This window comes from Corallococcus sp. CA049B (genome assembly GCF_003611685.1).
Taxonomy (GTDB): domain Bacteria; phylum Myxococcota; class Myxococcia; order Myxococcales; family Myxococcaceae; genus Corallococcus; species Corallococcus coralloides.
Genome location: NZ_RAWC01000087.1, coordinates 1 through 24,611 on the forward strand (window position 1 = coordinate 1; position 24,611 = coordinate 24,611).

Annotated in this window: 21 protein-coding genes; 6 read left to right on the top strand and 15 right to left on the bottom strand. The window is 70.5% G+C overall.

What is annotated here, in order from left to right; genetic code table 11:
- The coding region (locus tag D7W82_RS20015) for an adenylate/guanylate cyclase domain-containing protein (RefSeq protein WP_233587810.1) at positions 1 to 878 on the bottom strand (878 nt) is incomplete at its 3' end.
- Between the two features lie 170 nt (positions 879 to 1,048).
- Between D7W82_RS20015 and D7W82_RS20020 the strand changes: the two genes are divergently transcribed.
- A complete protein-coding gene (locus tag D7W82_RS20020) occupies positions 1,049 to 1,594 on the top strand; it encodes a metal-dependent hydrolase (protein ID WP_120619875.1) in 546 nt (181 codons plus the stop codon).
- Between the two features lie 15 nt (positions 1,595 to 1,609).
- Positions 1,610 to 2,161, top strand: a complete 552-nt coding sequence (gene thpR, locus D7W82_RS20025) for an RNA 2',3'-cyclic phosphodiesterase (protein WP_120619876.1) — start codon at positions 1,610 to 1,612, stop codon at positions 2,159 to 2,161.
- Here thpR and D7W82_RS20030 read toward each other — a convergent pair.
- Positions 2,158 to 4,353 carry a PhnD/SsuA/transferrin family substrate-binding protein gene (locus D7W82_RS20030; RefSeq protein WP_120619877.1) on the bottom strand — a complete coding sequence of 732 codons (2,196 nt, stop codon included), beginning with the start codon at positions 4,351 to 4,353 and terminating at the stop codon, positions 2,158 to 2,160. The genes thpR and D7W82_RS20030 overlap by 4 nt on opposite strands.
- Positions 4,354 to 4,614: 261 nt before the next feature.
- Here D7W82_RS20030 and D7W82_RS20035 point away from each other — a divergent pair, with 261 nt between their 5' ends.
- Complete coding sequence (locus D7W82_RS20035; RefSeq protein WP_199727792.1) at positions 4,615 to 5,268, top strand: YiiX/YebB-like N1pC/P60 family cysteine hydrolase; 654 nt, start codon at positions 4,615 to 4,617, stop codon at positions 5,266 to 5,268.
- On the opposite strand, the gene D7W82_RS20040 is transcribed toward D7W82_RS20035, so the two are convergent.
- The 8 genes from D7W82_RS20040 to D7W82_RS20075 form a co-directional block, all read right to left on the bottom strand.
- On the bottom strand, positions 5,265 to 7,694 hold the full coding sequence (locus D7W82_RS20040; protein WP_233587811.1) for a sialidase family protein: 2,430 nt from the start codon (positions 7,692 to 7,694) through the stop codon (positions 5,265 to 5,267). The genes D7W82_RS20035 and D7W82_RS20040 overlap by 4 nt on opposite strands.
- A gap of 171 nt (positions 7,695 to 7,865) precedes the next feature.
- Positions 7,866 to 8,642 (bottom strand): hypothetical protein, encoded by a 777-nt coding sequence (locus tag D7W82_RS20045; protein ID WP_216618602.1) that lies wholly within the window; start codon positions 8,640 to 8,642, stop codon positions 7,866 to 7,868.
- A gap of 181 nt (positions 8,643 to 8,823) precedes the next feature.
- Positions 8,824 to 9,576 carry an ABC transporter ATP-binding protein gene (locus D7W82_RS20050; RefSeq protein WP_120619879.1) on the bottom strand — a complete coding sequence of 251 codons (753 nt, stop codon included), beginning with the start codon at positions 9,574 to 9,576 and terminating at the stop codon, positions 8,824 to 8,826.
- Positions 9,573 to 10,460, bottom strand: a complete 888-nt coding sequence (locus D7W82_RS20055; protein WP_120619880.1) for an ABC transporter ATP-binding protein — start codon at positions 10,458 to 10,460, stop codon at positions 9,573 to 9,575. The genes D7W82_RS20050 and D7W82_RS20055 overlap by 4 nt, the downstream gene beginning before the upstream one ends.
- Positions 10,457 to 11,533 (bottom strand): branched-chain amino acid ABC transporter permease, encoded by a 1,077-nt coding sequence (locus tag D7W82_RS20060; RefSeq protein WP_120619881.1) that lies wholly within the window; start codon positions 11,531 to 11,533, stop codon positions 10,457 to 10,459. The genes D7W82_RS20055 and D7W82_RS20060 overlap by 4 nt, the downstream gene beginning before the upstream one ends.
- A complete protein-coding gene (locus D7W82_RS20065; RefSeq protein ID WP_120619882.1) occupies positions 11,533 to 12,453 on the bottom strand; it encodes a branched-chain amino acid ABC transporter permease in 921 nt (306 codons plus the stop codon). The genes D7W82_RS20060 and D7W82_RS20065 overlap by 1 nt, the downstream gene beginning before the upstream one ends.
- 21 nt (positions 12,454 to 12,474) lie before the next feature.
- Entirely contained in the window at positions 12,475 to 13,686 is a 1,212-nt protein-coding gene (locus D7W82_RS20070) for an ABC transporter substrate-binding protein (protein WP_120619883.1), read from the bottom strand.
- Between the two features lie 161 nt (positions 13,687 to 13,847).
- Positions 13,848 to 14,183, bottom strand: coding sequence for a hypothetical protein (locus D7W82_RS20075; RefSeq protein WP_147439403.1), 336 nt, complete (start codon positions 14,181 to 14,183; stop codon positions 13,848 to 13,850).
- A 359-nt stretch (positions 14,184 to 14,542) separates the two neighbouring features.
- Here D7W82_RS20075 and D7W82_RS20080 point away from each other — a divergent pair, with 359 nt between their 5' ends.
- Complete coding sequence (locus D7W82_RS20080; protein WP_233587812.1) at positions 14,543 to 15,433, top strand: YsnF/AvaK domain-containing protein; 891 nt, start codon at positions 14,543 to 14,545, stop codon at positions 15,431 to 15,433.
- Between the two features lie 96 nt (positions 15,434 to 15,529).
- Here the strand turns inward: D7W82_RS20080 and D7W82_RS20085 are convergent, their stop codons facing one another.
- The 5 genes from D7W82_RS20085 to D7W82_RS20105 all read right to left on the bottom strand — a co-directional run bounded on the left by D7W82_RS20085 (position 15,530) and on the right by D7W82_RS20105 (position 20,772).
- Complete coding sequence (locus D7W82_RS20085) at positions 15,530 to 16,963, bottom strand: serine/threonine-protein kinase (RefSeq protein ID WP_233587817.1); 1,434 nt, start codon at positions 16,961 to 16,963, stop codon at positions 15,530 to 15,532.
- A 103-nt stretch (positions 16,964 to 17,066) separates the two neighbouring features.
- Positions 17,067 to 17,369: a hypothetical protein gene (locus tag D7W82_RS20090; RefSeq protein WP_147439404.1), complete on the bottom strand. Its 303-nt coding sequence runs from the start codon at positions 17,367 to 17,369 to the stop codon at positions 17,067 to 17,069.
- Between the two features lie 99 nt (positions 17,370 to 17,468).
- Positions 17,469 to 19,298: a molecular chaperone DnaK gene (gene dnaK / locus D7W82_RS20095; RefSeq protein ID WP_120619886.1), complete on the bottom strand. Its 1,830-nt coding sequence runs from the start codon at positions 19,296 to 19,298 to the stop codon at positions 17,469 to 17,471.
- Between the two features lie 2 nt (positions 19,299 to 19,300).
- Positions 19,301 to 20,158: a nucleotide exchange factor GrpE gene (grpE, locus tag D7W82_RS20100; RefSeq protein WP_233587813.1), complete on the bottom strand. Its 858-nt coding sequence runs from the start codon at positions 20,156 to 20,158 to the stop codon at positions 19,301 to 19,303.
- Positions 20,159 to 20,259: 101 nt separating this feature from the next.
- Positions 20,260 to 20,772: a transcriptional regulator gene (locus D7W82_RS20105; RefSeq protein ID WP_120619888.1), complete on the bottom strand. Its 513-nt coding sequence runs from the start codon at positions 20,770 to 20,772 to the stop codon at positions 20,260 to 20,262.
- A gap of 242 nt (positions 20,773 to 21,014) precedes the next feature.
- Here D7W82_RS20105 and D7W82_RS41615 point away from each other — a divergent pair, with 242 nt between their 5' ends.
- Positions 21,015 to 23,357: a lamin tail domain-containing protein gene (locus D7W82_RS41615; RefSeq protein ID WP_120619889.1), complete on the top strand. Its 2,343-nt coding sequence runs from the start codon at positions 21,015 to 21,017 to the stop codon at positions 23,355 to 23,357.
- A 673-nt stretch (positions 23,358 to 24,030) separates the two neighbouring features.
- Complete coding sequence (locus D7W82_RS20120; protein WP_120619891.1) at positions 24,031 to 24,600, top strand: head protein; 570 nt, start codon at positions 24,031 to 24,033, stop codon at positions 24,598 to 24,600.
- Positions 24,601 to 24,611 lie beyond the last annotated feature (11 nt).

Sequence of the window (24,611 nt, forward strand, 5' to 3'; positions counted from 1 at the left end):
ATGCCCACGCCGATGCCGAGGGAGAATTCGCCCCGCGCGGCGCGCTCCTGGTTGAGCGTGTCCAGCGCCTCCAGCATGGCCAGCGCGCACGACACGGCGGCCTCCGGGTGGTCGGGCTGCTCCAGGGGCGCGCCGAAGTACGCGAGGATGCCGTCGCCCATGAACTTGTCCAGGGTGCCGCCGTGGCGGAACACCACCTCCACCATGCGCGACAGGTACTCGTTGAGCAGCGCCACCACCTGGGGGCTGTCCATCCGGTCCGACAGCGTGGTGAAGCCGCGGATGTCGGAGACGAGCAGCGTCACCTCGCGGTGCTCGCCGGCCTCCCCGTCCGTGCCCTTCTCCGAGATGCGCCGCGCGACCTCCGGGGAGAAGAAGCGGCCCAGCCGTTCGCGCTGCATCTCCTCGCGCACCACGTCCGTGACGAGCCCCATCACCGTGCGGCTGATGAAGAAGGCCACCGACGACGCGAGCACCATCACCAGCGCCAGTCCGGGCAGGAACTGGGACGCGGGCAGCCCCGCGCCCAGCGTCAGCATGGCCACCGCGACGATGCCCATCGCCGTGGCCGCCGCGACGATGAGCCGCGACAGCGTCACCATGGACACGATGACCACCAGCACCAGGTACACGCCCATGGTGAGCAGCGCGATGGCCACGCCGTTGGCGGAGCCCCGGATGGACCACTCCTGCAGGAAGTAGATGAGCGGCATGTCCAGCAGCGCCACGCCCAGCGCCGGCCGCCGCAGCAGGTCCGGCACCCTGCGCGCGCCCGCCCACAGCAGGACGGCCAGCGCGATGTAGCCCGCCAGCACGCCGCGCGACACGTGCCAGTCATCCAGCACGGCCAGCGCCAGCCACGCCGCCGTCGCGCCCATGCGCGTCACATTGAGCCAGGAGCCAACATCGGCCCGCCACTCCTCCAAACGGCGTTGCAGGGTGGCTTCGACTCGGGCGCGTGAGAACAGAAACCGCATGTATCAACGGAGGCTACCCCACGCATGGGGCGCTCTCCAGGCGGGGCCGCCCTGCGTTAGGGTCCTGGCCCATGGCGAGCATCGGGCACGTGGCGGTGGGCATGGCGTTGGGGCGTTACGAGACGGGGGCCGGCGCGCCCTGGCGGCGGCGGGTGGCGGTGATGGCGTTCCTGTCCCTGCTCGCCCTGCTGCCGGACGCGGACGTGGTGGCGTTCGCGCTGCGCATCCCCTACGCGGCGACGTGGGGACACCGCGGTGCGTCGCACTCGTTCGTGTTCGCGGCGGCGGTGGCGCTGGCGGTGGCGGCGCTGGCCCGGTGGAAGGGGGAGTCCGCCACGCGCTGGGGCATGCTGACGCTCGCGGCGGTGGCCAGCCACGGCATCCTGGACACGCTCACGGACGGCGGGCTGGGCGCGGCCCTCTTCTGGCCCTTCTCCAACGCGCGCGTCTTCGCCCCGGTGCGGCCGCTGCCGGTGGCGCCCATTGGCGCGGGCATGCTGTCCGCGCGAGGCCTGTACGTGAGCGGCGTGGAGTTCCTCGTGTTCCTGCCCGCCTGGCTCTACGCGATGTGGCCCCGGAAGAAGGCGCACGCGGCGGGGAGCGTCCAGGTTCCTTGAAGGAGGTCTTTCACGATGCGCCTGTTCACCGCCGTGACGCTGGGAGAGGCCCTCACCGCGCAGACAGCGCGGGGCATCGAGCGCCTGCGCGCCCTGGCTCCGGACGCGAAGTGGGTGCGGCCGGAGGGCGTGCACCTGACGCTGCTCTTCCTGGGGGACGTGGATGACAGCCGCCTGCCGGAGTTGCGCGACGCGCTGGAGCCGGTGGGGCTGTATCACGCGCCGTTCGTGCTGTCGGTGGCGGGCGGCGGGGCGTTCGGCTCGCCGTCCCACCCGCGCGTGCTCTGGGCGGACGTGCGCGGGGACACCGCCGCGCTGAAGGCGCTCCAGGCGGACGTGGCGCGCGCGCTGGAGCCCCTGGGCTTCACGTCCGAGCACGGCGAGTACATCGCGCACCTGACGCTGGCCCGGGCCCGGCCACCGCGCGGGGACCCGGCGCTGGCGGCGTGCGCGCGCGAGCTGCAAAGCGCGTCCTGGGGTGAGGGGCGCGTGGACCGGCTGGTGCTGTTCGAGAGCACGCGCGGCCACTACGTGCCCCGGCTGGAGGTGATGCTGGAGCGCGGCTAGCAGGCGCGCAGGGACTCCGCCACGGGCACGGCGGCGGGCAGCGTGACGGTGAGCAGCGTGCCGCGTCCCTCGCGGCTCTCCGCGCGCAGCGTGCCGCCCAGGCCGGTGACGATGGTGTGGCTCACGGACAGGCCCAGGCCGGTGCTGTTGGGGCGCGCGGTGGCGAAGGGCTCGAAGATGTGCGCGAGCGCGTCCTGGGACAGGCCCTTGCCGGAGTCCTGCACCTCCACCACCACCTCGCCGTCCTCGCTGGTGTAGGCCGCCACGCGCAGCACGTTGTGCGCGGCGTCCTGGGCGTCCATCTGCTGCAGGCCATTGAGCAGCAGGTTGAGGAAGAGCTGGGTGAGGCGCGCCTCGTCCGCGTCCACCGTGGGCATGTCGTGGAAGTCCCGCTCCAGCCGCGCGCGGTGCTGCAGTTCGCCGCGCAAGAGCTTGAGCGCGTTCTCCAGCACCGGCTGCACGGCCACGCGGGCGCGGTGCTCCGGCGGCTTGCGCGACAGCGTGCGCAAATCCTGCACGATGTGCTTGAGCCGGGTGGCGCCCTCCACCGTCTCGCCCAGCGCCTCCAGCATGTCGTCCAGGTCCGCGCGCGGCACGGGCTTGCCGTCCAGCAGCGGCTGCTTCAGGCGGTCCATCTCCTCGCGGATGTACGAGAGGTTCGCCAGCACGAAGGCCAGCGGGTTGTTCATCTCATGGCCCACCGCCGCCGCGAGCGAGCCCAGCGCGGACAGCCGGTCCGCCTGGAACAGCCGCGCCTCCAGCTGCTTGCGCAGCGTCACGTCGCGCGCGAACACGCGCAGGCCCGGCGGGTCCCACAGCTGCGCGATGGTGAGCTCCCAGTAGCGCCCGTCCAGGTGCACCGTGGGCGGCGGCTCTCCCGGGGGCGCGCCCCGCCACGCCCAGACGACGGCCGCGTTCACCAGCGGGTGCGCGGCGCCCTTCTCCACCAGGTCCTGGAAGGCCGCGTGGGTGGCGGGGTTCGCGTACCGCAGCTCCCCGTCCATGCCCAGCTCCAGGAGCGGCTCCGGGTGCAGCAGCGGGAAGGACGCCAGCCGGTACAGCGGGTCCTCCAGCGCGCGCAGGCCGCTGACGTCGCGCACCAGCAGGCCCAGCCGCACGCCCGTGTCCCCGGGCGAGGGCGCGCAGGGGGTGATCTCCGCCGCGTAGACGCGCTCGTCGCCGTTCACGGTGAGCCGGTACTCCAGCCGCCCGTCGGAGCCGCCCCGGAGGACGGCGTCGAGCAGGGACATGAGGGGCTTGCTCGCGGCGGTGCCCAGGACCTCCTCCAGCTTGCGCCCCTCCCCGCCGCGCATGTCCAGGCCGAAGGCGCGGCCGGACGGGGACCACAGCCGCAGGCAGCGGCCTTCCGCGTCCAGCTCTCCGGCCAGGTACTCGGCGGCCCCCGTGGGACGCGGGCCGGACGCGGGCGCGTCCAGACCGGGCGACCGGACGAAGGTCTCCACCCGGAAGGGGCCCATGAGCATCTCCAGGCCCGCGCCGTCGGTGTTCATCCGCGTGAGGACGGAGATGAGCGCCTGCGCGTCCGCCTCCGGCATCCTCTTGGTGAGGATGAGGCCGTCGGCGAGCGTGGGGATGGTGAAGAGGAACGGCGTGAGCCGCGGCGCGTCCGCGCCCAGGTACGTCGTCAGCGTGGCGCGCATCGCGTGCGCGTCCTTGTGGTTGCAGAAGAGCGCGCACAGGTCCGACTCGCCGCGCATCACCGCGTCCAGCGCCTTGCGGTAGGTGCCCAGGAAGCGCTGCTCGGAGAAGAGCGTGTCCGGGCGCAGGCCCAGCGACTCCAGGTGGCGCACAGGGAGCAGGTGCCCGCCGGTGGAGCGCGGCGCCACCCACGCCACGCGCTTGCCCGCCAGCGTCTCCAGCGTCAGCGGCTCGTCCGAGCGGCAGATGAAGGCGGCGTGGTAGTAGCAGCTGCCGGAGCGCACCGCGCGCAGCACCGCGCGCGCCTGCGGCTCGAAGGCGTTGCACTGCTCCGCGGTGCCCCAGGCCATCTCCACCCGGCCCGAAGCGAGCTCCGCCTCCAGGTACTCGTAGGTGGGCGCCATGGACATCACCACCGGGCGGCCCATCCGCTCCGACAGCGCCCGCGCGAACAGCTCCACACGCACGTGCTCCCGTACCTCGCCGAGGGACGGATAGAGCAGGCAACGGATGGGCGAGTTCGATGCGGTCACGACGAATTCCTCCGATGAGCCCCCTCTCCCGAACGCACGGACTGCCGGCGCGCGAGTGCTTCGTAACTACCTCAAAATTTCCGGCGATGCCACACTATTCTTGGTTCGCTGTAATAAGTAGATTCCCCAGGTTTACCACGCTCTGACCCAGGGTCGGAAGCGACATCCGCATACCATGGGTGAACTCCGCTCTGAAACGGCTGGCACCCGGGCTGCACTGGGGGTGGGTGGACGGATGCAACCCCTGGAAGGGACGGACGGATGCGCTGGATCGTGAAGGGGCTGTGGCTGCTGGCCCTCGTGCTGGTGGGGGCGACGTGGCTGGTGGGCCGCGGGACGCAGGCGGCGCCGCGCGAGGCGGAGGGCGTGGCGGCGAAGGTGCGGACGGGGGACGTGGTGTTCCAGACGTCGGGATCACGCCAGTCGAAGGCCATCCAGGTCGCCACGCACAGCCCGCTGTCGCACGTGGGGCTGGTGGAGGTGACGCCGGAGGGGACGTTCGTGGTGGAGGCGGTGCAGCCCGTGAAGCGCACGCCGTTCGCGCGATGGAAGGCGCGCGGGGTGAAGGGGCGGCTGCTGGTGATGCGGCCGCGGGGCGTGGATGACGCGGCGAAGGCGCGGGCGGTGGAGGAGGCGAAGCGGCACCTGGGCAAGCCGTACGACGCGCTCTTCGGGTGGGGGGACGAGGCGATGTACTGCTCGGAGCTGGTGCGCAAGGCGTATGCGACAGGAGCGGGCGTGGAGTACGGCAGGATGGAGCGGCTGGGCGACCTGGACGTGGCGGGGCTGCGGCGTGAAATCGCCGAGCGCTACCGCGGTCCGGTGCCGGTGGACCTGGAGCTGGTGACGCCCGCGAGCCTGGCGGCGGATGCCAGGCTCGCGGTCGTGTATTCGGACTTCCCGCGGGCGCCCTAGCGCTTCACGCGGAGGACCTGGAACCCCTTCCCTCCGGCTCCAAAGCCCTTCAGGTTCTCCGCCCGCACCACCAGGTCGCCATTGGACAGCGCGCCCCAGACCTCCGCGCGGGCCAGGACGCCGCTGGTGGCCCGCTCGAATCTCCGGGCCTCCGTCCATGTCACGCCGTCCGTGCTGGTGAAGAGGCGCGCGTAGAGGTCCGACGCGGGCTGCACGTCGCCCACGTCCGCCCTCGCCGTTCCCAGCACGAAGCCGCCTCCCGGCAGCGCCTCCAGCGAGTAGGCCGGTCCCGGCAACGTCATCAGCGCATCGACTCGTCCGCTCGCGTACACGCGCAAGAGCTTCGGGTGCTCGGGCTCATAGAGCGTGGACTGTCCCAGCAGCAGCTCTCCTCCCGGCAGCACCGTCCCCGTCACCGCGTTGGCCGCGTAGCCGCCCATCACCTTCGTCCAGGTGCGGCCCCCGTCCGTCGAGCGCACCACCGCCGCCTGCGCGCTGCTGCTCCCGAACGTGGCCCACAGCACGCTGCGCGTCGCATCCGCGTACAGCGCCGTGCCGTGCCGGTGGTCCTGGAACGTCGCGCGCGGGGTCCACGTCGCGCCGCCGTCCGTGCTCGCCCACAGCCGCAGCGGCGTGCTCCCGGAGGTGAACGTCTGGTACTCCAGGAAGAACACCGTGCTGCCCAGCTCCGCGAAGCTCGCGGGCGACATCGCGCGGTAGCTCCCCAGCGAAGCAACATCCGCCCACGTGCGACCGCCGTCCGTGGAGCGCTCCAGGTGGTAGCTGCCGCCGCGGCTCATCTGCGCGAGCAGCGTCCCGTCCTTGAGCGCCGCCATCACCCAGAACGACGCGCCGCCCACGCCCTGCCCTCTCGCGCTGAAGGTGCGCCCGCCGTCCGTGCTCGCCAGGAGCTTCGAGCGGCTCCCGTCCAGCGCCAGCGCGAACACCGTGCCCGCGCCGTCCACGGCCAGCACCTCGTGCGTGGTGTTCGTGAACACCGACTCCAGCGTCACCGGCCCCTGCGTCCCGCCATCCACCGGCGGCGTCCCCGCGTCCACGCCGCCGTCCGTGCCCGAGCCGCCATCCGGCGTCCCCGCGTCCACGCCTCCATCCGAGGTGCCCGAGCCGCCATCCGTGCCCGAGCCGCCATCCGTGCCCGAGCCGCCATCCGTGCCCGAACCGCCATCCGGAACACCGCCGCCATCCGGCGTCCCGCCGTCCTGCCCGGAGCCGCCGCCGCCTTCCGGCTGGCGAGCCAGCGCCACGCGCATCACCCGGCCGCTGGAGTTCGCGTCCACCGCGTCGCCGTAGAAGCACGGCACCTCCGTGACGCTGTCCGGCAGCACGTCCAGGGTGCTCAGGTAGCCCTTGAAGCTCGTGCGCGAATCCAGCGTCACCGGGTCGCTGAACACGCCGTTGCGCAGCACCCGCACGCGAATTTCGTAATCCGTCGCCGTCTGGAAGTGATTGTAGAAGACATACAGCGCGTCCCCGATGCGCGTCACCGCGGGCTGCAGCGCCCAGTCCGGCGTCCCCTCCACCAGGATGCGCGAGCCGAACGACGTCCCGTCGAAGCGCCGGTAGTACAGCCGCTCCGTCTCGTCCTTGTAGACCAGGTGGATGCCGCCCCTGCCGTCCTCCACCGCGCTCAGCGCCGCGCCGTGGTAGATGCCGTCGGAGAACGCGTCCCGCTGCGGCCCCCACGTGTCCAGCGGATCCGCGGCGTCACGCACCCGCATCCGCGTGGGCTCGAAGCCGTCGTGCATGGCCCAGAAGAAGACGAGCTTGGACCCCACGCTGAGCAGCCGTCCCCCGCCCCGCTTCCGCGTGCGCCCCAGGTCCGGCTGCTTCTGGAAGCTCGCGCCGCCGTCCGTGGACACCGCCACCACCGCCGTGGCGCCCCCGTCCGGCTCCAGCCGGAACGCCTGCACCCACAGCCGCCCCTTCGAGTCCCGCGCCAGGAGCGCCCGCGAATACGCCGTCGCACTGTCCGCGTTGAACACCCGCACCGCCGGCTCCGGCGTCCAGGTGTCCTCGTCCGCGTCGTAGCGCCACCACTGGAAGTACACGTCGTGCCGCGACGACGCCGCCAGTGACGGGCCTTCGTACGCGTAGACCATCGCCACGTCGCGCCCCACCGCGACCAGCTCCGCCCGGTCGTGGTGCGACGGATCCGGCTGGACTTCCGCCAGCTTGGAGAAGCCCAGGAACCCGTCCTCGGAGCGGAACAGGTTCAGCCCCTCGCCCTCCGCCCCCTGCTGCTGGATGGCCAGGAGCCACGTGGGCGCATGCCCATTGCCCGTCTCAATCCGCACCGCGTGCCGATGCGCCGGCAGCGTCAGGGCATTGCCCCCGCCGGCCGGCACCATGGGCACTCCTCCCGCCGCCACCACCGTGGTCAGCAGGGCCCCCACCCAGGACATCATGTGATTGTGCGCCCCCTGTCGTATCCCCGCCCGAAAGGTAGGGACGGCAGCCCCGGGAGCAATCCGGCGGAGGCGGACCCGAGGGCCCGGCCTTCTCCGCGCGGACAGGTGAACACACCCACCGCGCGACGCCCCCGGGACTGTTGGGAGCGTCGCGGCGGCGCCCTGCGACTACTTCGCCTTGCGGCGGCGCGGGGCGGCGGTGCCCGCGTCGGTGGCGGTGCCCGCGTCCATGCCCTCGAGCGTGCCCGCGTCACCGGCGGTGCCGGCGTCCGGCGGCGTGGCCGTGGTGACGGCCGGGGGCGGGTTCACCAGCTTCAGCGAGGTGAGGAACGTGTCCGCCGTGGTGTTGGGGTGGTTGGGGTTGTAGATGACCAGCAGCGTGTACAGGCGCGGGCCCACCAGGAAGTTGCGCGCCTTGATCTCCCCGACCACCGGCGAGCTGACCGTGTAGGCCTTGCCGGGGTAGCCATCCAGGGTGACGTCCGTCTCTTCCTTGATGGTGCCCTGGACCTGCTTGACCAGGCCGTCCTTGCCCTCGTTCAGCAGGGCCTCCGGGGGACGGCTCGCCACCAGGCGCTCCGGGTAGTCCGCGGTGCTGATGGAGTAGATGGTGCCGTCCTCGGTGCGCGAGGAGAAGGCCGCGGTGTTCACCGTGTTGGCGCCCAGCGGGACCTGCTTGCGCTCCACCTGGGGCTCCGTCGGCATGCCGATGGAGAAGCCTTCCGTGGCCTCGTAGGGCTTGAAGGTCGGGCCCGCGGCGGCCGCGGCGCCACCCGCCTCGCCCGGAACGGGCTCGTTGGGCACGTCCTCGATGGTGGAGGTGGCCGAGGGGCCACCGGTGCCGCCCGAGGAGGAGCCGTCGGTCTTCTGCTGGTTGGCGCACGCACCGGCGATGAGCGCGAGGGTGGTGAGCGACGCGAGGAGGAGGCGGGACAACGGGCGCATGGGCACGCTTCCTGAGAGGGAAGTGGAAGAAAACAAACTGTCTTGTCGGACGGTAGACGAAGTCCTCCGCCGCTGACTACCCGAGTTTCGACGCGGCGCGAGCAACTTGCCCAAGCCCCACCCCCGAAAGCGTCCGGGGGCGGACAACGCGCACCAGGGCCGGAAAATCGGCGCGGGCGGGCTATTCGCCCAGGTACGCGCGCCGCACCTCGGCGCTGTCCAGGAGCGCCTTGCCGGGTCCGGCCATCACCACCTCGCCCGTCTCCAGCACGTAGCCGTAGTGGGCGGCGTTGAGGGCCAGGTGCGCGTTCTGCTCCACCAGGAGCACGCTGACGCCGGTGGCGTTCACCTCGCGCAGCGTGCGGAAGATGGTCTCCGTCACCTGCGGCGCCAGGCCCAGGGACGGCTCGTCCAGGAGCAGCAGCTGCGGCTTGCTGAGCAGCGCCCGGGCGATGGCCAGCATCTGCTGTTCGCCGCCGGACAGCGTGCCCGCCAGCTGCTTCTGACGCTCGCGCAGCACCGGGAACAGGCTGAAGCCCTTGTCCATGTCCTGGCGCACCTGGGCGGTGTCCTTGCGCAGGTACGCGCCCAGCTCCAGGTTCTCCGTCACGGTGAGGTTGGGGAAGATGCCCCGGCCCTCCGGCGCGTGCGCCATGCCGCGAGGCACCAGCTGGTGCGCCTTGAGGCCGGTGATGTCCTTGCCCGCCAGCGTGATGCGGCCCGCGGTCGGCTTGAGCATGCCGCTCACCGCGCGCAGGGTGCTCGTCTTGCCCGCGCCGTTGGCGCCGATGAGGGCCACCATCTCGCCCTTGCCCACCGTCAGGGACACGCCCCGTAGCGCCTGGATGGCGCCGTAGCGGACCTGGATGCCCTCCACCGACAGGAGCGGCTCGAACGCACGCCGCTCGCCCAGCACCTTCACCGGCTCGCTCACGCCGCGCCTCCGTGGGACTCCAGGTAGCTGTCGCCCAGGTACGCCTCGATGACCTTGCGGTCGCTGCGCACTTCCGCGGGAGCGCCGCGGGCGATGGTCTCTCCGTGGTCCAGCACGGTGATGCGCTCGCAGATGCCCATCACCAGCTTCATGTCGTGCTCGATGACCAGCACCCCCAGCGAGAACTCGTCGCGCAGCCGGCGGATGAGCACCATCAGGTCCGCCTTCTCCCGCGTGTTCATGCCCGCCGCGGGCTCGTCCAGCAGCAGCACCTTGGGGCGGGTGCCCAGCGCGCGGGCAATCTCCAGCCGGCGCTGCTCGCCGTAGGGCAGGTTCTTCGCCTCTTCATCGCGGCGGTGCGACAGGCCCATGACCTCCAGCAGGTGCTCCGCCTGGCGCGTCAACTCGCGCTCCTCGGCCTGGAAGCCGGGGGTGAGCAGCAGCGCGCGCCACCAGTCGCGGTAGTTGCGCATCGCCGTGCCCGCCTTGGCCAGGGGGCCCATGACCACCGGGTGCAGCGCGCCTTGAGCGCGGCAGGCCACCTTCACGTTGTCCAACGCCGTCAGGGCGCGGAACAGGCGGATGTTCTGGAACGTGCGCGCCAGGCCCAGGTGGTTGATTTGATGCGGCACCCAGCCGTTCACCCGCTGCCCGGCCACGCGCACCTCGCCCTCGGTGGGCTGGTACACGCCGGTGAGCACGTTGAACGCGGTGGACTTGCCCGCGCCGTTGGGACCAATGAGGCCCAGGAGGTCGCCCTGGCGCACGGAGAGGTTGAAGTCCGTGAGGGCCTTGAGGCCCCCGAAGCGGATGCTCACGCCGGACGCCTGGAGCAGCGCGTCCCCAGTGCCCGAGGCGGAGACAGGAGTCACGGCGGCGCTCATGTCAGCCCCCTCTTCTTCCGGGGAAGCCACCGGGGAAGCACGTCCCAGAGCTCCTTCGTGCCGAACAGGCCCTGCGGACGCGCGAGCATCAGCACGACCAGCAGGATGCCGTACACGGGCATGCGGATCTGATCCACCTTCTGCGCCAGGCTGCCCCCCGCGCCCAGCGCGCCGAACAGCGAGCGCAGGCCTTCGGGCAAGAGCGTGAGGAAGATGGCCGCGACGATGGCGCCCGTGCTGGAGCCCAGCCCGCCCAGCACCACCATGACGACGATCTCCATGGACTTCACGAAGGTGAACGAGCCCGGGTTGATGATGGGCACGAAGTGCGCGAACAGGCCGCCGGCGATGCCCGCGAAGAACGACGAGATGACGAACGCGCGGACCTTGTAGCCGGTGGTGTCCACGCCCATGGCCTCCGCGGCCACCTCGTCCTCGCGGATGGCCCACAGGCTGCGGCCGTGGCTGGAGCCCGCGATTCTCCGGGCCACCAGCACCACCAGGAAGACCCAGAAGTACACCATGGCCACGCTGGAGTACTGCGGGATGCCGGACAGGCCCAGCGCGCGGCCAAAGGCCTCCGTGTTCTGCACCACCACGCGGATGATCTCCCCGAAGCCCAGCGTCACGATGGCCAGGTAGTCACCGCGAAGCCGCAGGGACGGCAGGCCCACCAGGAAGCCGCACAGCGCCGCGCAGGTGCCGCCCGCGAGCAGCGCCACGGTGAAGAGCACCTGGTCGCTGGCGGCCACCGGCAGGAAGGACAGCGCCACCTCCTTGAGCTCCAGGGACGTGACGCCCGCGATGTACGCGCCCACGGCCATGAAGCCCGCGTGGCCAATGGAGAACTGGCCCGTCATGCCGTTCACGATGTTGAGGCTCACCGCGAGGATGATGTTCACCCCCACCACGGACAGGAGGTACGTGGCGAAGGGCGAGGTGTTCAGCAGCACATCCGCCAGGAGCACCATCGGCACCGCGATGAGCACGGGCAGGATGCCGCGCAGGGCCGGGGGCACGCGGCCCACGGACTCGTCGGTCAGCGTCGTCACGCCTCCAGGTTGGGCCGCCATCAGACCTTCTCCGCCGCGACGCGGCCGAACAGACCGCCCGGCTTCACCAGCAGCACCAGGATGAGGAAGGCGAAGGCCACCGCGTCACGCCAGGTGCTGGCCGCGTAGCCCACGACGAACTCCTCCACCAGGCCCAGGAGCAGCGCGCCCACGACGGCGCCCGGCACGTTGCCGATGCCTCCGATGACCGCCGCCACGAAGGCCTTGAGGCCCACGTACAGGCCCATGAGCGGGCTCACGGACGTGTCCTTGATGGCGTAGAGCAGGCCCGCGCCCGCCGCCAGCGCGCTGGAGAGCATGAACGTCAGCGCGATGATGCGGTCGGTGGGGATGCCCATCAGCGCCGCGGTGCGGTGGTCGTAGGACACCGCGCGCATCGCCTTGCCAAAGCGCGTCCGGTACACGAGGAACTGGAGCGCGGCCATCAGCGCCACGGCGATGAGGAAGCTGATGACCTGCCAGTTCCAGATGACCACGTCCCGGTCGCCAATGATGAACCACTCGCTGGGGACGATGACCTCCGGGAAGGCCCGGGGGGACGCGCCCGGCAGGAAGCCGATGTCCAGCTGGAAGCCGTATGACAGCGCGAACGAGATGCCGATGGCGGTGATGAGCGCGGTGAGGCGCGGCTTTTCACGCAGCGGGCGGTAGGCGAAGCGCTCGATGAGGAAGCCGAGCAGCGCGCACCCCACCATGGCCACCGCGAAGATGACGACCACGCCCCACATGGAACGCTGCGCCTGGCGCCCGAGGGCGAAGGCGGTCGCGTAGCCCATGTAGACGCCGACCATCATCACGTCGCCGTGGGCGAAGTTGATGAGCTTGAGGACGCCGTACACCATCGTGTAGCCCAGCGCGACCAGGGCGTAGATGGTGCCGGCGGCCAGACCGTTGATGAGGTGCTGGATGAGCTGCGACATGTGCCGGGGTGGGCCCTGGGGTTAAGGCGAGATGGTGGTGACGTAGGTGGACTTGCCGTCCTGGACCTTCAGCACCACGGCGGACTTCACCGCGTTGCGCTTCTCATCCAGCGTGATGTTGCCCGCCACGCCGGGGAAGTCCTTCGTCTTCGCGATGGCCGCGCGCAACGCGGGGCCGCTGGTGTCCGGGGCGTTCTTGAGCGCTTCAATGGCGACGCGCGCGGCGTCGTAGCCCAGCGCCGCGAGCGCGTCCGGCACCGCGCCGTTGTTGTCCGCCTTGTAGTCCGCGATGAACTTCTTCACGCGCTCGTCCGGGTTGTCCGGCGAGTAGTGGTTGGAGAAGTAGCTGCCTTCAATGGCGCTGCCGCCCAGCTCGAAGAGCTTCTCGGAGTCCCAGCCGTCGCCGCCCATCAGCGGCACCTTCAGGCCCAGCTCGCGCGCCTGGCGGGCGATGATGCCCACCTCGCTGTAGTAGCCCGGCACGTAGATGCCCTCCGGCTGCGTCTTCTTGATGGCGGTCAGCTGCGCGCGGTAGTCCGTGTCGCCCTGGCTGTAGCTCTCCGTGGCCGTAATCTTGCCGCCCAGCTCCGCGAACTTCTGGCGGAAGACCTCCGTGAGGCCAATGGAGTAGGCGCTCTTGTTGTCCTGGAGCACCGCGACCTTGTTGAGCTTGAGGTTCTCCCGCGCGAACTTCGCCATCACGAAGCCCTGGAACGGGTCGATGAAGCAGACGCGGAAGATGTTGTCGCCCTTCTCCGTCACGGACGGGTTGGTGGACGACGGGGTGATCATGGGCACGCCGGCCGCCTGGGCCTTCTCCGCCATGGCCAGGGAGCTGGAGGACGCCACCTCGCCCAGGATGAGCGCCACCTTGTCCTGGGTGATGAGGCGGGTGACGGCCTGCGCGGCCTCCTCCGGCTTGCTCTGGTCGTCGTACACGCGCACGACCAGCTTCTTGCCCTTCACGCCGCCGGCCGCGTTGGCCTCCTTCACCGCCAGCGCGATGCCATTGCGGGTGGAGATGCCGAACGTCGCCTGGCCGCCCGTCAGCGCGCCCACTTCGCCCAGCACGATGACGTCGTCACCGCCCGGGGGCGCACCGCCGCCCTGCGCGGTGGCCGGGGCCTGCGCCGCGGGGGTGCCTCCCGCCTCTCCCGTGGGCTGCGTCTTCTTCTCGCAGGCGGCCGCCAGGACGGCGAGCGCGGCGAGGAGCATCGGGGCAAGTCGTCGCATGCGGGGGCTTCCTCCGGGGGAGATGACGGGCAAAGCCCCGGTTTTCTAGGGGAGCCCTCCCCATGGGTCAAGCGCACAGCTTGGCTCCGGAGTCCCGCCAACACCCTGAAACAGCGCTGTCGCCAGCCCCTGCCCCGACCCTGAGTGCGCGCCCTGCCTGCTCAGGGCTCCAGCCAGAAGTGCTCCCGGCCCGACGGTCCCCGGCGGATCCTCGGCGGGCCCCGGGGCCCGTCCTCTTGCGCCTCGACGGCGTCCCAGGCCGGCATGTCTTCATGCGTCAGCGACCACCCGGCGGAGGGAGCGGCCTCGGCGTCCGGCAGCGCGCCCGGCGTCCAGGAGGCGGGCTCCAGGTCTGACGCCGCGCCTCCTGACGCCTCTTTCGGGGCCGACTCCGGGAGCGCCGCTCCCGCGCGGCGGCGCAGGAGTCGGCCCGCCACCATCAGTCCCACCGCGCCGGCCATCCATCCGAGTCCCCGGCCAGGTCTCATGGCTCGCATCGCAGACGCCTCCTCGTGCGGGCCGGACCCTCCGGACTCGCGCCCTCACGGTGAGGTGTGGGGACGCGCGCGGCCAGCGTGAAGCCCGGGGTCCTGCCGCTGCATGCCTGCCCCTCGGACAGGAAGCGGGGAGGCGTCTGGCGCGGCGTTGCCAGCGGCGTGCGGCGTGCCGAGCCCCTGGAGCATCCAGCGCCAGGGGTTTTCTTGGGCGTCATTGAACCCACTTTTCGGGTGATGGCCGTGGCGGACACGTCAGCGTCCACTTCCCCCCAGGAAACCCTCTCCAGCGCGCTGGACGGCCCTGGCGCCCCGCTCGCGACCACACCCGACCCGACGTGAAGGCACAAGGAGCCAAGTCCATGATGATCAAGCGCAACGACATCAAGGAAGGGATGACGGTCCGCAGCAGTGACGGCGAGAAGCTGGGCAAGGTCTTCGCCGTGAGTGAGGGCGAGTTCCACATCGAGAAGGGGATGTTCTTCCCGAAGGACTACCTGGTCCGCTACGTGGAGGTGAGCGACATCCGCAACGGGGAGATCTACCTCAACCACGGCCGCGAGGCGCTGCGAGGGCTGTCCGACTCCGGCGCGGTGGGCGCGACGGCGGCGACGGCGGCGACGGCCACCGGCGGCACCGTGGGTGGCATTGGCGCGGGGCTGAAGACGGGCACCGCGAAGGTGGAGGAGGTCCCCCGGACCGGCGCGGAGAAGATCGGCCTCAAGGACCGGGAGAAGGACCGCGAGCTGCGCCGCGAGCTACGCACCGACCTGCGCGCCGACGCGAAAGCCGCCGAGCGCATCGCGAACGACGACGTCACGCTGCGCACGCACCATGAAGAGCTGGACGTCACCAAGCGCCAGCGCTCCGCGGGCGAGGCGCAGGTTCGCAAGATCGTCGTCGAGGAGACGAAGACGGTGGAGGTCCCGCTGCGCCACGAGGAGGTGGAGGTGGTGCGCCGCGCGGTGAAGGGGAAGGACACCATTCCTGGCGACGTGGCGACCTTCCAGGAGGAGACCATCCGCATCCCCCTGAGCGCGGAGGAGGCGGAGCTGACCAGGCGCGCGTACACGGACGAGGAGATCACCATCCACAAGCGCCCCATCGAGGAGCGCCGCACCATGGAGGGCCGCGTCCGTCACGAGGAGCTGGAGGAGCCGAAGGTGGTGCGCACCGAGCCCACCGTGGACGAGGAGAAGCGCCGCACCGGCTACCGCGCGGACGTGGACATCGACCCGCTCAAGCGCTCGTAGCGCCACCCTCGGGAAGCCTCGCGGCCCTTGTGCTCCGCCTCCGCATGCCGCGCCTTCACGCGCGCGGTGTGCGGGGGGAGGTGGCACCGCGTCGTGTCAGCGCGGCGCGCGGGTGGGCGGCGTCGCGCGGGTAGGGGCCTCCCGCTGGTGGTTCACGGCGGTCTCCAGCCGCTGCGAGTCGCGCAGCCGCTCCGGGAAGAGCCGTCCCGCCAGCGCCGCCAGGGCCGTATCGCGCGCCGGGGGACACGCGGCCACCAGCCGGTCCGCCATGGCGTGGGCGTTGTCGAAGCGGGCCTCCGGGGCCTTGGACAGCGCCACCGACAGCACGTTCCACAGGGGCGTGGGCAGCTCCGGGGGCTTCGTCAGCTTCTCCTGGCAGATGGCCTTCATGGTGTCCAACTCGTCCTCGCGCTCGAAGGCGCGCCGGCCCGTGAGGGCCTGGTAGAGGACGAGCCCCATGGCGAACAGGTCGCTGCGCGCGTCCAGCTTCTGGCCCAGCGCCTGCTCCGGAGACATGTAGAGCGGCTTGCCCTTCACGATGCCCGGCAGCGTCACCGTGCGCTGCGCGCGCACCTTGGCCACGCCGAAGTCCAGCACCTTCACCTGGCCGTCGAAGCCCACCATCACGTTGTGGGGTGACAGGTCGCGGTGCACCAGGTCCATGGGCGCGCCGTCCTCGCCCTTGAGCGCGTGCGCGGCGTGCAGGCCCAGCAGCGCCTGCGACACGATGGCGGACACCACCGCCGGCTCCAGCGGCCCCTTGTTGGCGCGCAGGAGCCGGTCCAGGTCGATGCCGTTCACCAGCTCCATGGCCATGTAGTACGCGCCCTGCGCCTCGCCGAAGTCGTAGACGTGCACCAGGTTGGGGTGCGACAGCCGCAGGCCGATGCGCGCCTCGTCCAGGAACTGCTGCACCATCTCCGGCTGCGCCGTCAGGTGGGGCAGGATGCGCTTGAGCGCCACCAGCCGCCCCAGCCCCTCCGGCCCGCGCGTGCGCGCGACGAGCACCTGCGCCATGCCGCCCGTGCCCAGGGGCTTCACGACCTCATAGCGGCCAATGCGCCCGCGGTTGACGGGCGTGCCCTCCACGTCCAGCTCGTCCAGCCGCTCCAGGGGGCCCCGGCCGTCCGTCAGCGCCAGGAAGGACAGCACCGCGGAGTCCAGCTGCTCGCCAATCGCCTCCACCAGCCCCATCACCCGCTGGCCGCCGTCCTCGAAAACCCCGTCCACCACCAGGCCCAGCCCGCCCAGGTTCAGCCGCCCCAGGGTGAGCTGCTGGCAGAAGAGCATCCGGCCTTCCCGCAGCTTCCGGGGGCCGCGCCAGTGGGCCGCCTCGAAGACGTCCACGCCCAGCTCGCCCAGCACGCGCGTCAGCACCGGGCCTCGCGTGCCCCGGAGCGAAACGAAGCCCGCCTTCGCGTGCACCATGCGGGCGCACTGCGTGAGGAACACATCCAGGCCGGTGTCGAGGTCCAGCCCCCGCTCCAGGCAGTCCTCGAGGATGTCGTCGGCCATCCGGTTCACGGCCATCAGGCCGCGCAGGAAGGCCAGCTCTTCTTCCGGAGATTGGAACGCCACGCGTCCATCAATACCCGAAAACCCGGCGGGGATGGAGCGCCCACCGGGTGGGACGTCAGACGCGCTCGCGGTCCACGCGGACCACCGGCGCCAGGCGCTCCGGCAGCTCCCCCTGCTCCAGAGACGCGCGCGTGACAGGGTGCTCCAGCATGCCGTGGCGGTCCAGCATGTGCTCCAGGTGCGCCACGCGCGCGCGCAGCGCCTCCAGCTCCCCGGCGGGCCGGGCCTGGACCTCGCGCACGCGCAGCCACGTCTCAATCACGGGCTTGAGGGCGAAGCGCAGCGTGAGGCCGAGCAGGGGAATGCCGACAGTCATGCCGGTGACCATGATGATCATGACGGCTTCAGTCAGTTCCATGAGGGAGGCTCCGGGGGAAAAGAGAGGCGGACCCCGGGGCTACGAACGGGGGGACCGGGCGATTGCACACCGCCCGGCCCGCGTCCCCGGGGCGGGGCATCAGCCGGACTTGGCCTGGTCCGTGTAGATGGCGTCCGCGATGCGATACGCGCTGCCCTCCAGGCGCTGGAAGGCTTCCTTCAAAGCGCCCGCGTCGGAGGTGTTGAGCACGGAGCGCAGGCGCTCCAGGTCCGTCTGGATTTCGCCGCGGTCCTTCTCCGACAGGAGGTTGGCGTACTCCTCCAGGCTCTTCTCCGTGGTGTAGATGAGCCCGTCCGCGTTGTTGCGCAGCTCCGCCAGCTCCTTCTTCTTCTTGTCGTCCGCGGAGTGCGACTGGGCGTCGTTGATCATCGTCTGGATTTCGGCTTCGGACAGGCCGGAGTTGCCCACCACGCGCACCTGCTGCTGCTTGCCGGTGCCCAGGTCGCGCGCGCTCACGTGCACGATGCCGTTCGCGTCGATGTCGAAGGACACTTCAATCTGCGGCACGCCGCGCGGCGCGGGCGGGATGCCCACCAGCTCGAAGCGCGCCAGCGTCTTGTTGTCCGCCGCCATCTCGCGCTCGCCCTGGAGGACGTGCACGGACACGAGCGGCTGGTTGTCCACCGCGGTGGAGAACACCTGGCCCTTCTTGCAGGGGATGGTGGTGTTCTTGTCGATGATCTTCGTGAAGACGCCGCCCGCCGTCTCCACGCCCAGGGACAGCGGCGTGACGTCCAGCAGGAGGACGTCCTTCACCTCGCCCTTGAGCACGCCGCCCTGGATGGCGGCGCCCACGGCGACGACCTCATCCGGGTTGATGCCCTTGTGGGGCTCCTTGCCGAAGAACTCCTTCACCTTCTGCTGCACGCGCGGCATGCGCGTCATGCCGCCCACCAGGAGGACCTGGTTGATGGCCTGCGCGGTGATGCCCGCGTCCTTGAGCGCGATGCGGCACGGCTCGATGGAGCGGTCGATGAGGTCCGCGACCAGGGCCTCGAAGGTGGACCGGTCCACGGTCTCCGTGAGGTGCTTGGGGCCGGACGCGTCCGCGGTGATGAACGGGAGGTTGACCTCCGTCTCCGGGGCGCTGGACAGCTCGTGCTTGGCGCGCTCCGCGGCCTCCTTCAGGCGCTGGAGCGCCATGCGGTCCTTGCGCAGGTCCAGGCCGTTGTTGGCTTCCGCGAAGCGCTTGGCCAGGTAGTCGATGAGGCGCTGGTCGAAGTCCTCGCCGCCCAGGAACGTGTCGCCGTTGGTGCTCTTGACCTCGAACACGCCGGCGGTGAGCTCCAGGATGGAGATATCGAACGTGCCGCCGCCCAGGTCGTAGACGGCCACGCGCTCCGTGGTGGCGTCCTTCACCTTGTCCAGGCCGTACGCGAGCGCCGCGGCTGTGGGCTCGTTGATGATGCGCAGCACGCTCAAGCCCGCGATGCGGCCCGCGTCCTTGGTGGCCTGGCGCTGGCTGTCGTTGAAGTACGCGGGGACGGTGATGACGGCCTCGGTGACGGGCTCGCCGAGGTAGTCCTCCGCCGTCTGCTTCATCTTCATCAGCACGATGGCGCTGACTTCCGGCGGGCTGTAGCCCTTGCCCCGGATTTCGACCCAGGCGTCGCCGTTGGGGCTGGAGGCCACCTTGAAGGAGGAGACGCCAATGGCCTTCTTCGCCTCCGGCGAGTCGAACTTGCGGCCGATGAGGCGCTTGGCCGCGAAGACCGTGTTCTCCGGGTTGGTGATGGCCTGCCGCTTGGCAATCTGGCCCACCAGGCGTTCACCGGAGTCGGTGAAGCCCACCATGGAGGGCGTGGTGCGGCTGCCTTCGCTGTTGGGGATGACCACCGGCTCGCCGCCTTCCATCACGGCGACGCAGGAGTTGGTGGTGCCCAGGTCGATTCCAATCACCTTCGCCATGACTACTGACTCCCCCCGGAGGAACTGTCGGACGGCGCGGAAGTCTGGGGCTCCGCGCTGCTTTCTTCAGAGGCCTTCGGTGCTTCCGTGCCGGCCGCGGGCGCGGCGGCTTCCGGCGCCGCGGCGGCTTCCGGCGCGCGGGCGACGACGACCATGGCGGGACGCACCAGGCGGTCGTTGAGGTAGAAGCCGCGCGTCACCTCGAAGAGGACGTGGCCCGCCGGGACGTCCGCGGACTCCACCTGCTGGATGGCTTCGTGCAGGCGCGGGTCGAAGGGCTGCCCCTTGGCGGAGAAGCCCTTCACGCCATGGCGGGCGAGCGAGTCCTCGAAGGACTTGCGCGTCATGGCCACGCCCTTCTGGAAGCTGTCGAAGTCGGGGGACTTGCCGGCGGCGTCGAGCGCGCGGTCCATGTTGTCCACGACGGGGAGCAGGTCCTTGAGGAGCTTCTCCACGCCGAACTTCTGGACGTCCTCCTTCTCCTTCTGCGCGCGCTTGCGGTAGTTCTCCAGGTCCGCGGCGGAGCGGATGGCCCGGTCCTGGAAGTCCTTGGCGCGCTCGTGCGCCTCCTTCAGGCGCTCCAGCGTCTCACGGGCCTTGGTCTGGCTGAACTCCAGCTGCGCGCGCAGCGACTCCACCTCCTGGCGGAGCGCGGCCGCGTCCTCGGTGGGGGGAGCGACTTCGGGGGTGGAGGCGTCCGCTTCGGCGGCCGGGGCGGAGACGTCCAGCTCCACCTCCGTCTCCGAGCCCGCACTGTCCGCGTCTCCGTCCATCCGACGCTCGACGCTGCGAACCGCCTCGTCGATCACGTCCTGCCCGATGTCCGTCTGGATGCTGTCCTTGTCATTGGTACCCGACACGGCGCGCACTATCTCACGCGACGCTGAGCGATCCAACAGGACCTGGGGCGGTCGCGCATGCCCGGCGTGCGGGCAGGCGCGACTTCATGCGGAGCGGAACTTCACGCCCCGGGCGCGGGCTTCTTGCGGCCCATCGTTTTCTTGGAAGCTGGTTTCTTCGGGGCCCGGGCGCCCTTGGCGGCGGCGGGAGCGCCCGCGGTCTTCTTGCGCCCGATGGACTTGCCGCCGCCCTTGGACGCGCCGGCGCTCTTGGCGCGGGGCGGGCGGCTGGGGGCGGCCTCCTCCTGGGGGGCGGCCTTGGAGGCCCTCGCTTCGGCGGCGGGCGGAGGGGTGGAGTCGGCGCCGGAGGTGGAGCCGGGCTTGAAGGCCTCCTCGACGGAGGTCTCCACGCGGCGCACGGCGGTTTCAATCTTCTCCGCAGCGGTCTTGGTGGTGGCGGCGGCCCAGGTGCGCAGCTGCACGAGGCCTTCCTTCACCTTGGCCTGCTTCTCCGGGTCCTTCACTTCCTTGAGGAGGCGCTCGGCTTCGCCGCGGAGGTCGTCCGTGGTGCGCTTGAGGTCCTCGCCGGTGCGCTTGAGGAAGTCCATCAACTGCCTGTCCCACTTTTCGGCCATGACGCGTCTCCTCCGTCTGCTCGAACCCATCCAACTGCACGTAGCGACCGCGCGCAAAGCCTTCCGCGCTGTCCGTGTAGGACGGCGGAGCGCGCCATTGATTGCCGCGTGGCAGTGCGTCAGGGGCTCCGCCGGGGTGCAAGCGGGAGGGCGCGCGACAGTCGGATGGCGGACACGTTAAGGTGCGTGCCCTCTTCCGGGAAGGCCGCGTTGGGGCGGGCCCGGTGCTGGAGCGTTCCCATATGCCGTCCCGGTCCTTCCGAGCGCTGTCCTCGCTCGTCGTGCTCACGTCCCTGTTCGCGCTGGTGGCCTGTGGTTCCAACGAACCAGGCCCCTCCGAGGGGCCGGTGTTGCCCCAGGTGACGCTGCAGGCGGCCACGGTGGGCGCGGCCTACGAGAAGGTGCTGACGGCGACGGGGGGTACGGCGCCGCTCACGTACTCGGTGGACCAGGTGCCGCCGGGCTTCTCCTTCTATGGAGACAGCGGGCGGCTGGTGGGCCCCGCGACAACGGCCGGCGAGTGGTCGATGACGGTGGTGGTGCGCGACGCGAAGGGCGCCCAGCACACGCGGGGCTATGCGTTGCGCGTGTGGCCCGCGCCGGTCATCACCACGGCGCCGTCGCGGCTGCCGAACGCGCCCGAGGGCAGCCCCTACACCTTCACCTTCACCGCCACGGGCGGGGCGCCGCCGCTGACCTGGACCCAGGTGGGCGGGGCGATTCCGGACGGTCTGGAGCTGACGGAGGACGGGGTGCTGACGGGCACGCCGTTTGGCCCGGCGCTGTATGAGTTCACGCTGCGGGTGGAGGACGCCAACGGCGCCCACGCGGAGGCGGTCATCCAGGTGCCCGTGCCCACGTCGGGCGGGGAGCTGCCCGACGGCGGCCCGGTGACGGACGGCGGGACGAAGACGGACGGCGGGACGAAGACGGATGGTGGCACGGATGGCGGGACGCAGCCGGCGGCGGTGCCGCTGAAGGTGGGCAACTGGAACATCGAGTGGTTCGGCTCCACGGCCGAGGGCCCCACGGACGAGGCGATGCAGCTGGCCAACGCGACGGCGGTCATCGCGGACGCGGGGCCGGACGTGCTGGGCGTGGCGGAGATCGTCGGCACGGACGCGTTCAACTCGCTGACCGCGAACCTCAACGGCTACAGCGGCCTGCTCGCGGGTGATGGCTGGTACGGCCCGACGGCCCAGAAGGTGGGCCTGCTCTACAAGACGAGCGCGGTGCAGCTGGTGAGCTCGAACGTCGTGCTGACGGATTGCGCGCTGGACTTCGCGTACCGGCCGCCGCTGCGCGTGGACCTGAAGGTGCTCCGGGGCTCCTCGCCGGTGGACCTGACGGTGATGGTGCTGCACATGAAGGCGTACGCGGACTCGAATTCGTACTCGCGGCGCCAGGGCGCGGCGGCGTGCCTCAAGGACTACCTGGACACGAACCTGCCGACGCAGAACGTGATGGTGCTGGGCGACTGGAACGACGACGTGGACGCGTCCATCTACACGCCCTACGAGTCTCCGTACCTGAACCTGGTGAATGATGCCGCGCGCTACAAGTTCCTCACCCAGCCGCTGTCGGAGTCCGGGGCGCGCTCGACGGTGAGCAACAGCCAGTTCATCGACCATCAGCTGGTGACGAACGAGCTGGCGGCGTACCACGTGGCGAACTCCACGGAGGTGCTCAAGCCGAGCATCGTCAGCTACAAGGACACCACGTCGGACCACTACCCCATCTTCAGCAAGTTCAACTTCGGCTCGGCCGCGCAGTCGGGAAGCGTGCGGGTCACGGCGCCCAACGGCGGTGAGACGCTGAATGCGGGCCAGACGTTCAACATCACCTGGACGTCCAGCAACGTGTCGCAGGTGAACATCACGTACACGCTGGACGGGACGGTGTGGCGCTCGGTGGCGTCAGGCCTGACGGCGTCCACCGGCCGCTACGTGTGGACGGTGCCGAGCGAGTCCTCCACGGCCGTGCGGGTGCGTGTGGCGGACGCGGCGCGCGCGGACGTGGCGGACGTGAGCGACGGTGCGTTCACGCTGACGCGGCCGACGCAGCAGGTGTTCATCAACGAGTACCTGGCGCAGCCGTTCAATACCCCTGCGGGGACGCCGGACTACGACCAGCAGTTCGTGGAGATCTACAACGCGGGTCCGGGGTCGGTGGACCTGAGCGGCTGGAAGATCCACGACGCGAAGTCGTACTCGGGCGTGGACCCGGCACGGCACACGTTCGTGTCGGGCACGGTGTTGCCTGCGGGCAGGGCCTACGTGGTGTACTCGGGGTCGACCGCGCTGCCAGCGGGGGCGCAGTACGCGACGTACTCCAACGGCGGCGCCGGGCTGCGGTTCGACCGGGGCGTGAACCAGAATGGCGCGGGTGACATCGTGTACCTGGTGCGCGCGGACGGGACGGTGCAGGACAGCCACTCGTACCAGACCTCCAGCATGCCGGTGGAGCCTGGCTATTCGTTCAACCGCTCCCCGGACCTGAGCCCCACGGGGACCTGGGTCCAGGGCTACAGCCTCTACAATTACGCCTCGACCCCGGGCAAGAAGGCGAACAACACCGCGTTCTGAGCGGCTCGCGGTGACCTGACTTCCACCTGGGATTCTGCTTGGGTGGAAGGATGCACGTCTGGATTCACATGGGGAGGAGCGTCACGGCCGTGGCGCTCGGCCTGTGGCTCGCGGCCTGTGGTGGGACGCGTGCGGCGGTGGCTCCGCCTTCGCGGGAGGAGCTTCCCCGCAGGGTCTTGCTCCTGAGGGAGGCACCAGATGGGAGCTTCACCCAGGAGTGGCGGCCCGCGGGCGACTTCGACCTCGCCAGTTATGTGAAGGCCCCCGAAGGCCGGCGCATCGTGCGGACCGCGCGCTCCGTGCGGGACTGTGATGCGGAGCACATGGAGTGCATGCGGCAGTGCAAAAGTCGCCCAGTCCCCAAGGGGTTTGGCCATGTCCGCGTTCCACGCGGTGATGGTGGCAAAGAGGCCTATTGCAACGACCAGTGTCTGCCGCCCTATCAGGACTGCATCAAGCTAGAGCAGCTCCAGCCCCAGAAAGTATCCTCTGCGGAAGCGCTGCCTGACTGGGCAAGCCGTCACCGGAAGTCCCTCCTGGTTGGTGCTGTCGTCATCGTCGCGGGTGTTGCCTTCGTTGTTGTCTCCGCGGGTGCGGGACTGGTTGTACTGGCACCCGCACTGCTCATGGCAACTGAGGGACCTTCCGGGCTTCCACTGGCGGAGACCGTGCCGTGACCAAGATATTCGACCAGTTGGAAGTGCTCGGGCTGATTTTGCTCGACGACGCGCCCAGAACGCCCGGCAGCGAGGAGGCGATCCGCATCGCCGCGAATGCCATCCAGTTCATCTGTGCGACCGGCCAGGACCACGCGTTCGAGGAGTACGTCCAGAGTCTTCACGCCGGTGCCCCACCGCTTGTCATTGGCCGGTTCGCAACGAAGGCAGAAGCAGAGGCGGCCATGGCCGCTCGGAGATGGCCGATCCACGTCGCAGCCGTGCTGATTGGGGACGACTACTACACCGCCATGTTCGTACCGGCCACGGGAAGAACCCACCTCGTCCGGGCAGAAACGTTGGACTTCTACCTCCAGGCCATGGCGGATGAACGGCTCACGCCTTCGGGCCTGACCTTCGCCACGAAGGCGGAGGCGGAGGCGTGGATGAACCAGCAGCCCACGCCCCCCCAGCAGGTGGTCATCGACATCGCGGGGGCGCCGTATCTGGCCGCCTACCACCACCGCATCGACTACCGCGTCCTCTATCCCCTGCCCGCCCCCACGCCTCCGTCGCAGGAGACGTGAGGGCGGCACGG

What these genes read in the sequence shown, in the direction of transcription:
- D7W82_RS20020 (WP_120619875.1), top strand. Translation starts at nt 1,049, where the DNA reads ATGGCGAGCATCGGGCACGTGGCGGTGGGCATGGCGTTGGGGCGTTAC.
- thpR (WP_120619876.1), top strand. Translation starts at nt 1,610, where the DNA reads ATGCGCCTGTTCACCGCCGTGACGCTGGGAGAGGCCCTCACCGCGCAG.
- D7W82_RS20035 (WP_199727792.1), top strand. Translation starts at nt 4,615, where the DNA reads ATGCGCTGGATCGTGAAGGGGCTGTGGCTGCTGGCCCTCGTGCTGGTG.
- D7W82_RS20040 (WP_233587811.1), bottom strand. Translation starts at nt 7,694, where the DNA reads ATGATGTCCTGGGTGGGGGCCCTGCTGACCACGGTGGTGGCGGCGGGA.
- D7W82_RS20045 (WP_216618602.1), bottom strand. Translation starts at nt 8,642, where the DNA reads ATGCGCCCGTTGTCCCGCCTCCTCCTCGCGTCGCTCACCACCCTCGCG.
- D7W82_RS20055 (WP_120619880.1), bottom strand. Translation starts at nt 10,460, where the DNA reads ATGAGCGCCGCCGTGACTCCTGTCTCCGCCTCGGGCACTGGGGACGCG.
- D7W82_RS20060 (WP_120619881.1), bottom strand. Translation starts at nt 11,533, where the DNA reads ATGGCGGCCCAACCTGGAGGCGTGACGACGCTGACCGACGAGTCCGTG.
- D7W82_RS20065 (WP_120619882.1), bottom strand. Translation starts at nt 12,453, where the DNA reads ATGTCGCAGCTCATCCAGCACCTCATCAACGGTCTGGCCGCCGGCACC.
- D7W82_RS20070 (WP_120619883.1), bottom strand. Translation starts at nt 13,686, where the DNA reads ATGCGACGACTTGCCCCGATGCTCCTCGCCGCGCTCGCCGTCCTGGCG.
- D7W82_RS20075 (WP_147439403.1), bottom strand. Translation starts at nt 14,183, where the DNA reads ATGCGAGCCATGAGACCTGGCCGGGGACTCGGATGGATGGCCGGCGCG.
- D7W82_RS20080 (WP_233587812.1), top strand. Translation starts at nt 14,543, where the DNA reads ATGATGATCAAGCGCAACGACATCAAGGAAGGGATGACGGTCCGCAGC.
- D7W82_RS20085 (WP_233587817.1), bottom strand. Translation starts at nt 16,963, where the DNA reads ATGGCCGTGAACCGGATGGCCGACGACATCCTCGAGGACTGCCTGGAG.
- D7W82_RS20090 (WP_147439404.1), bottom strand. Translation starts at nt 17,369, where the DNA reads ATGGAACTGACTGAAGCCGTCATGATCATCATGGTCACCGGCATGACT.
- dnaK (WP_120619886.1), bottom strand. Translation starts at nt 19,298, where the DNA reads ATGGCGAAGGTGATTGGAATCGACCTGGGCACCACCAACTCCTGCGTC.
- D7W82_RS20105 (WP_120619888.1), bottom strand. Translation starts at nt 20,772, where the DNA reads ATGGCCGAAAAGTGGGACAGGCAGTTGATGGACTTCCTCAAGCGCACC.
- D7W82_RS41615 (WP_120619889.1), top strand. Translation starts at nt 21,015, where the DNA reads ATGCCGTCCCGGTCCTTCCGAGCGCTGTCCTCGCTCGTCGTGCTCACG.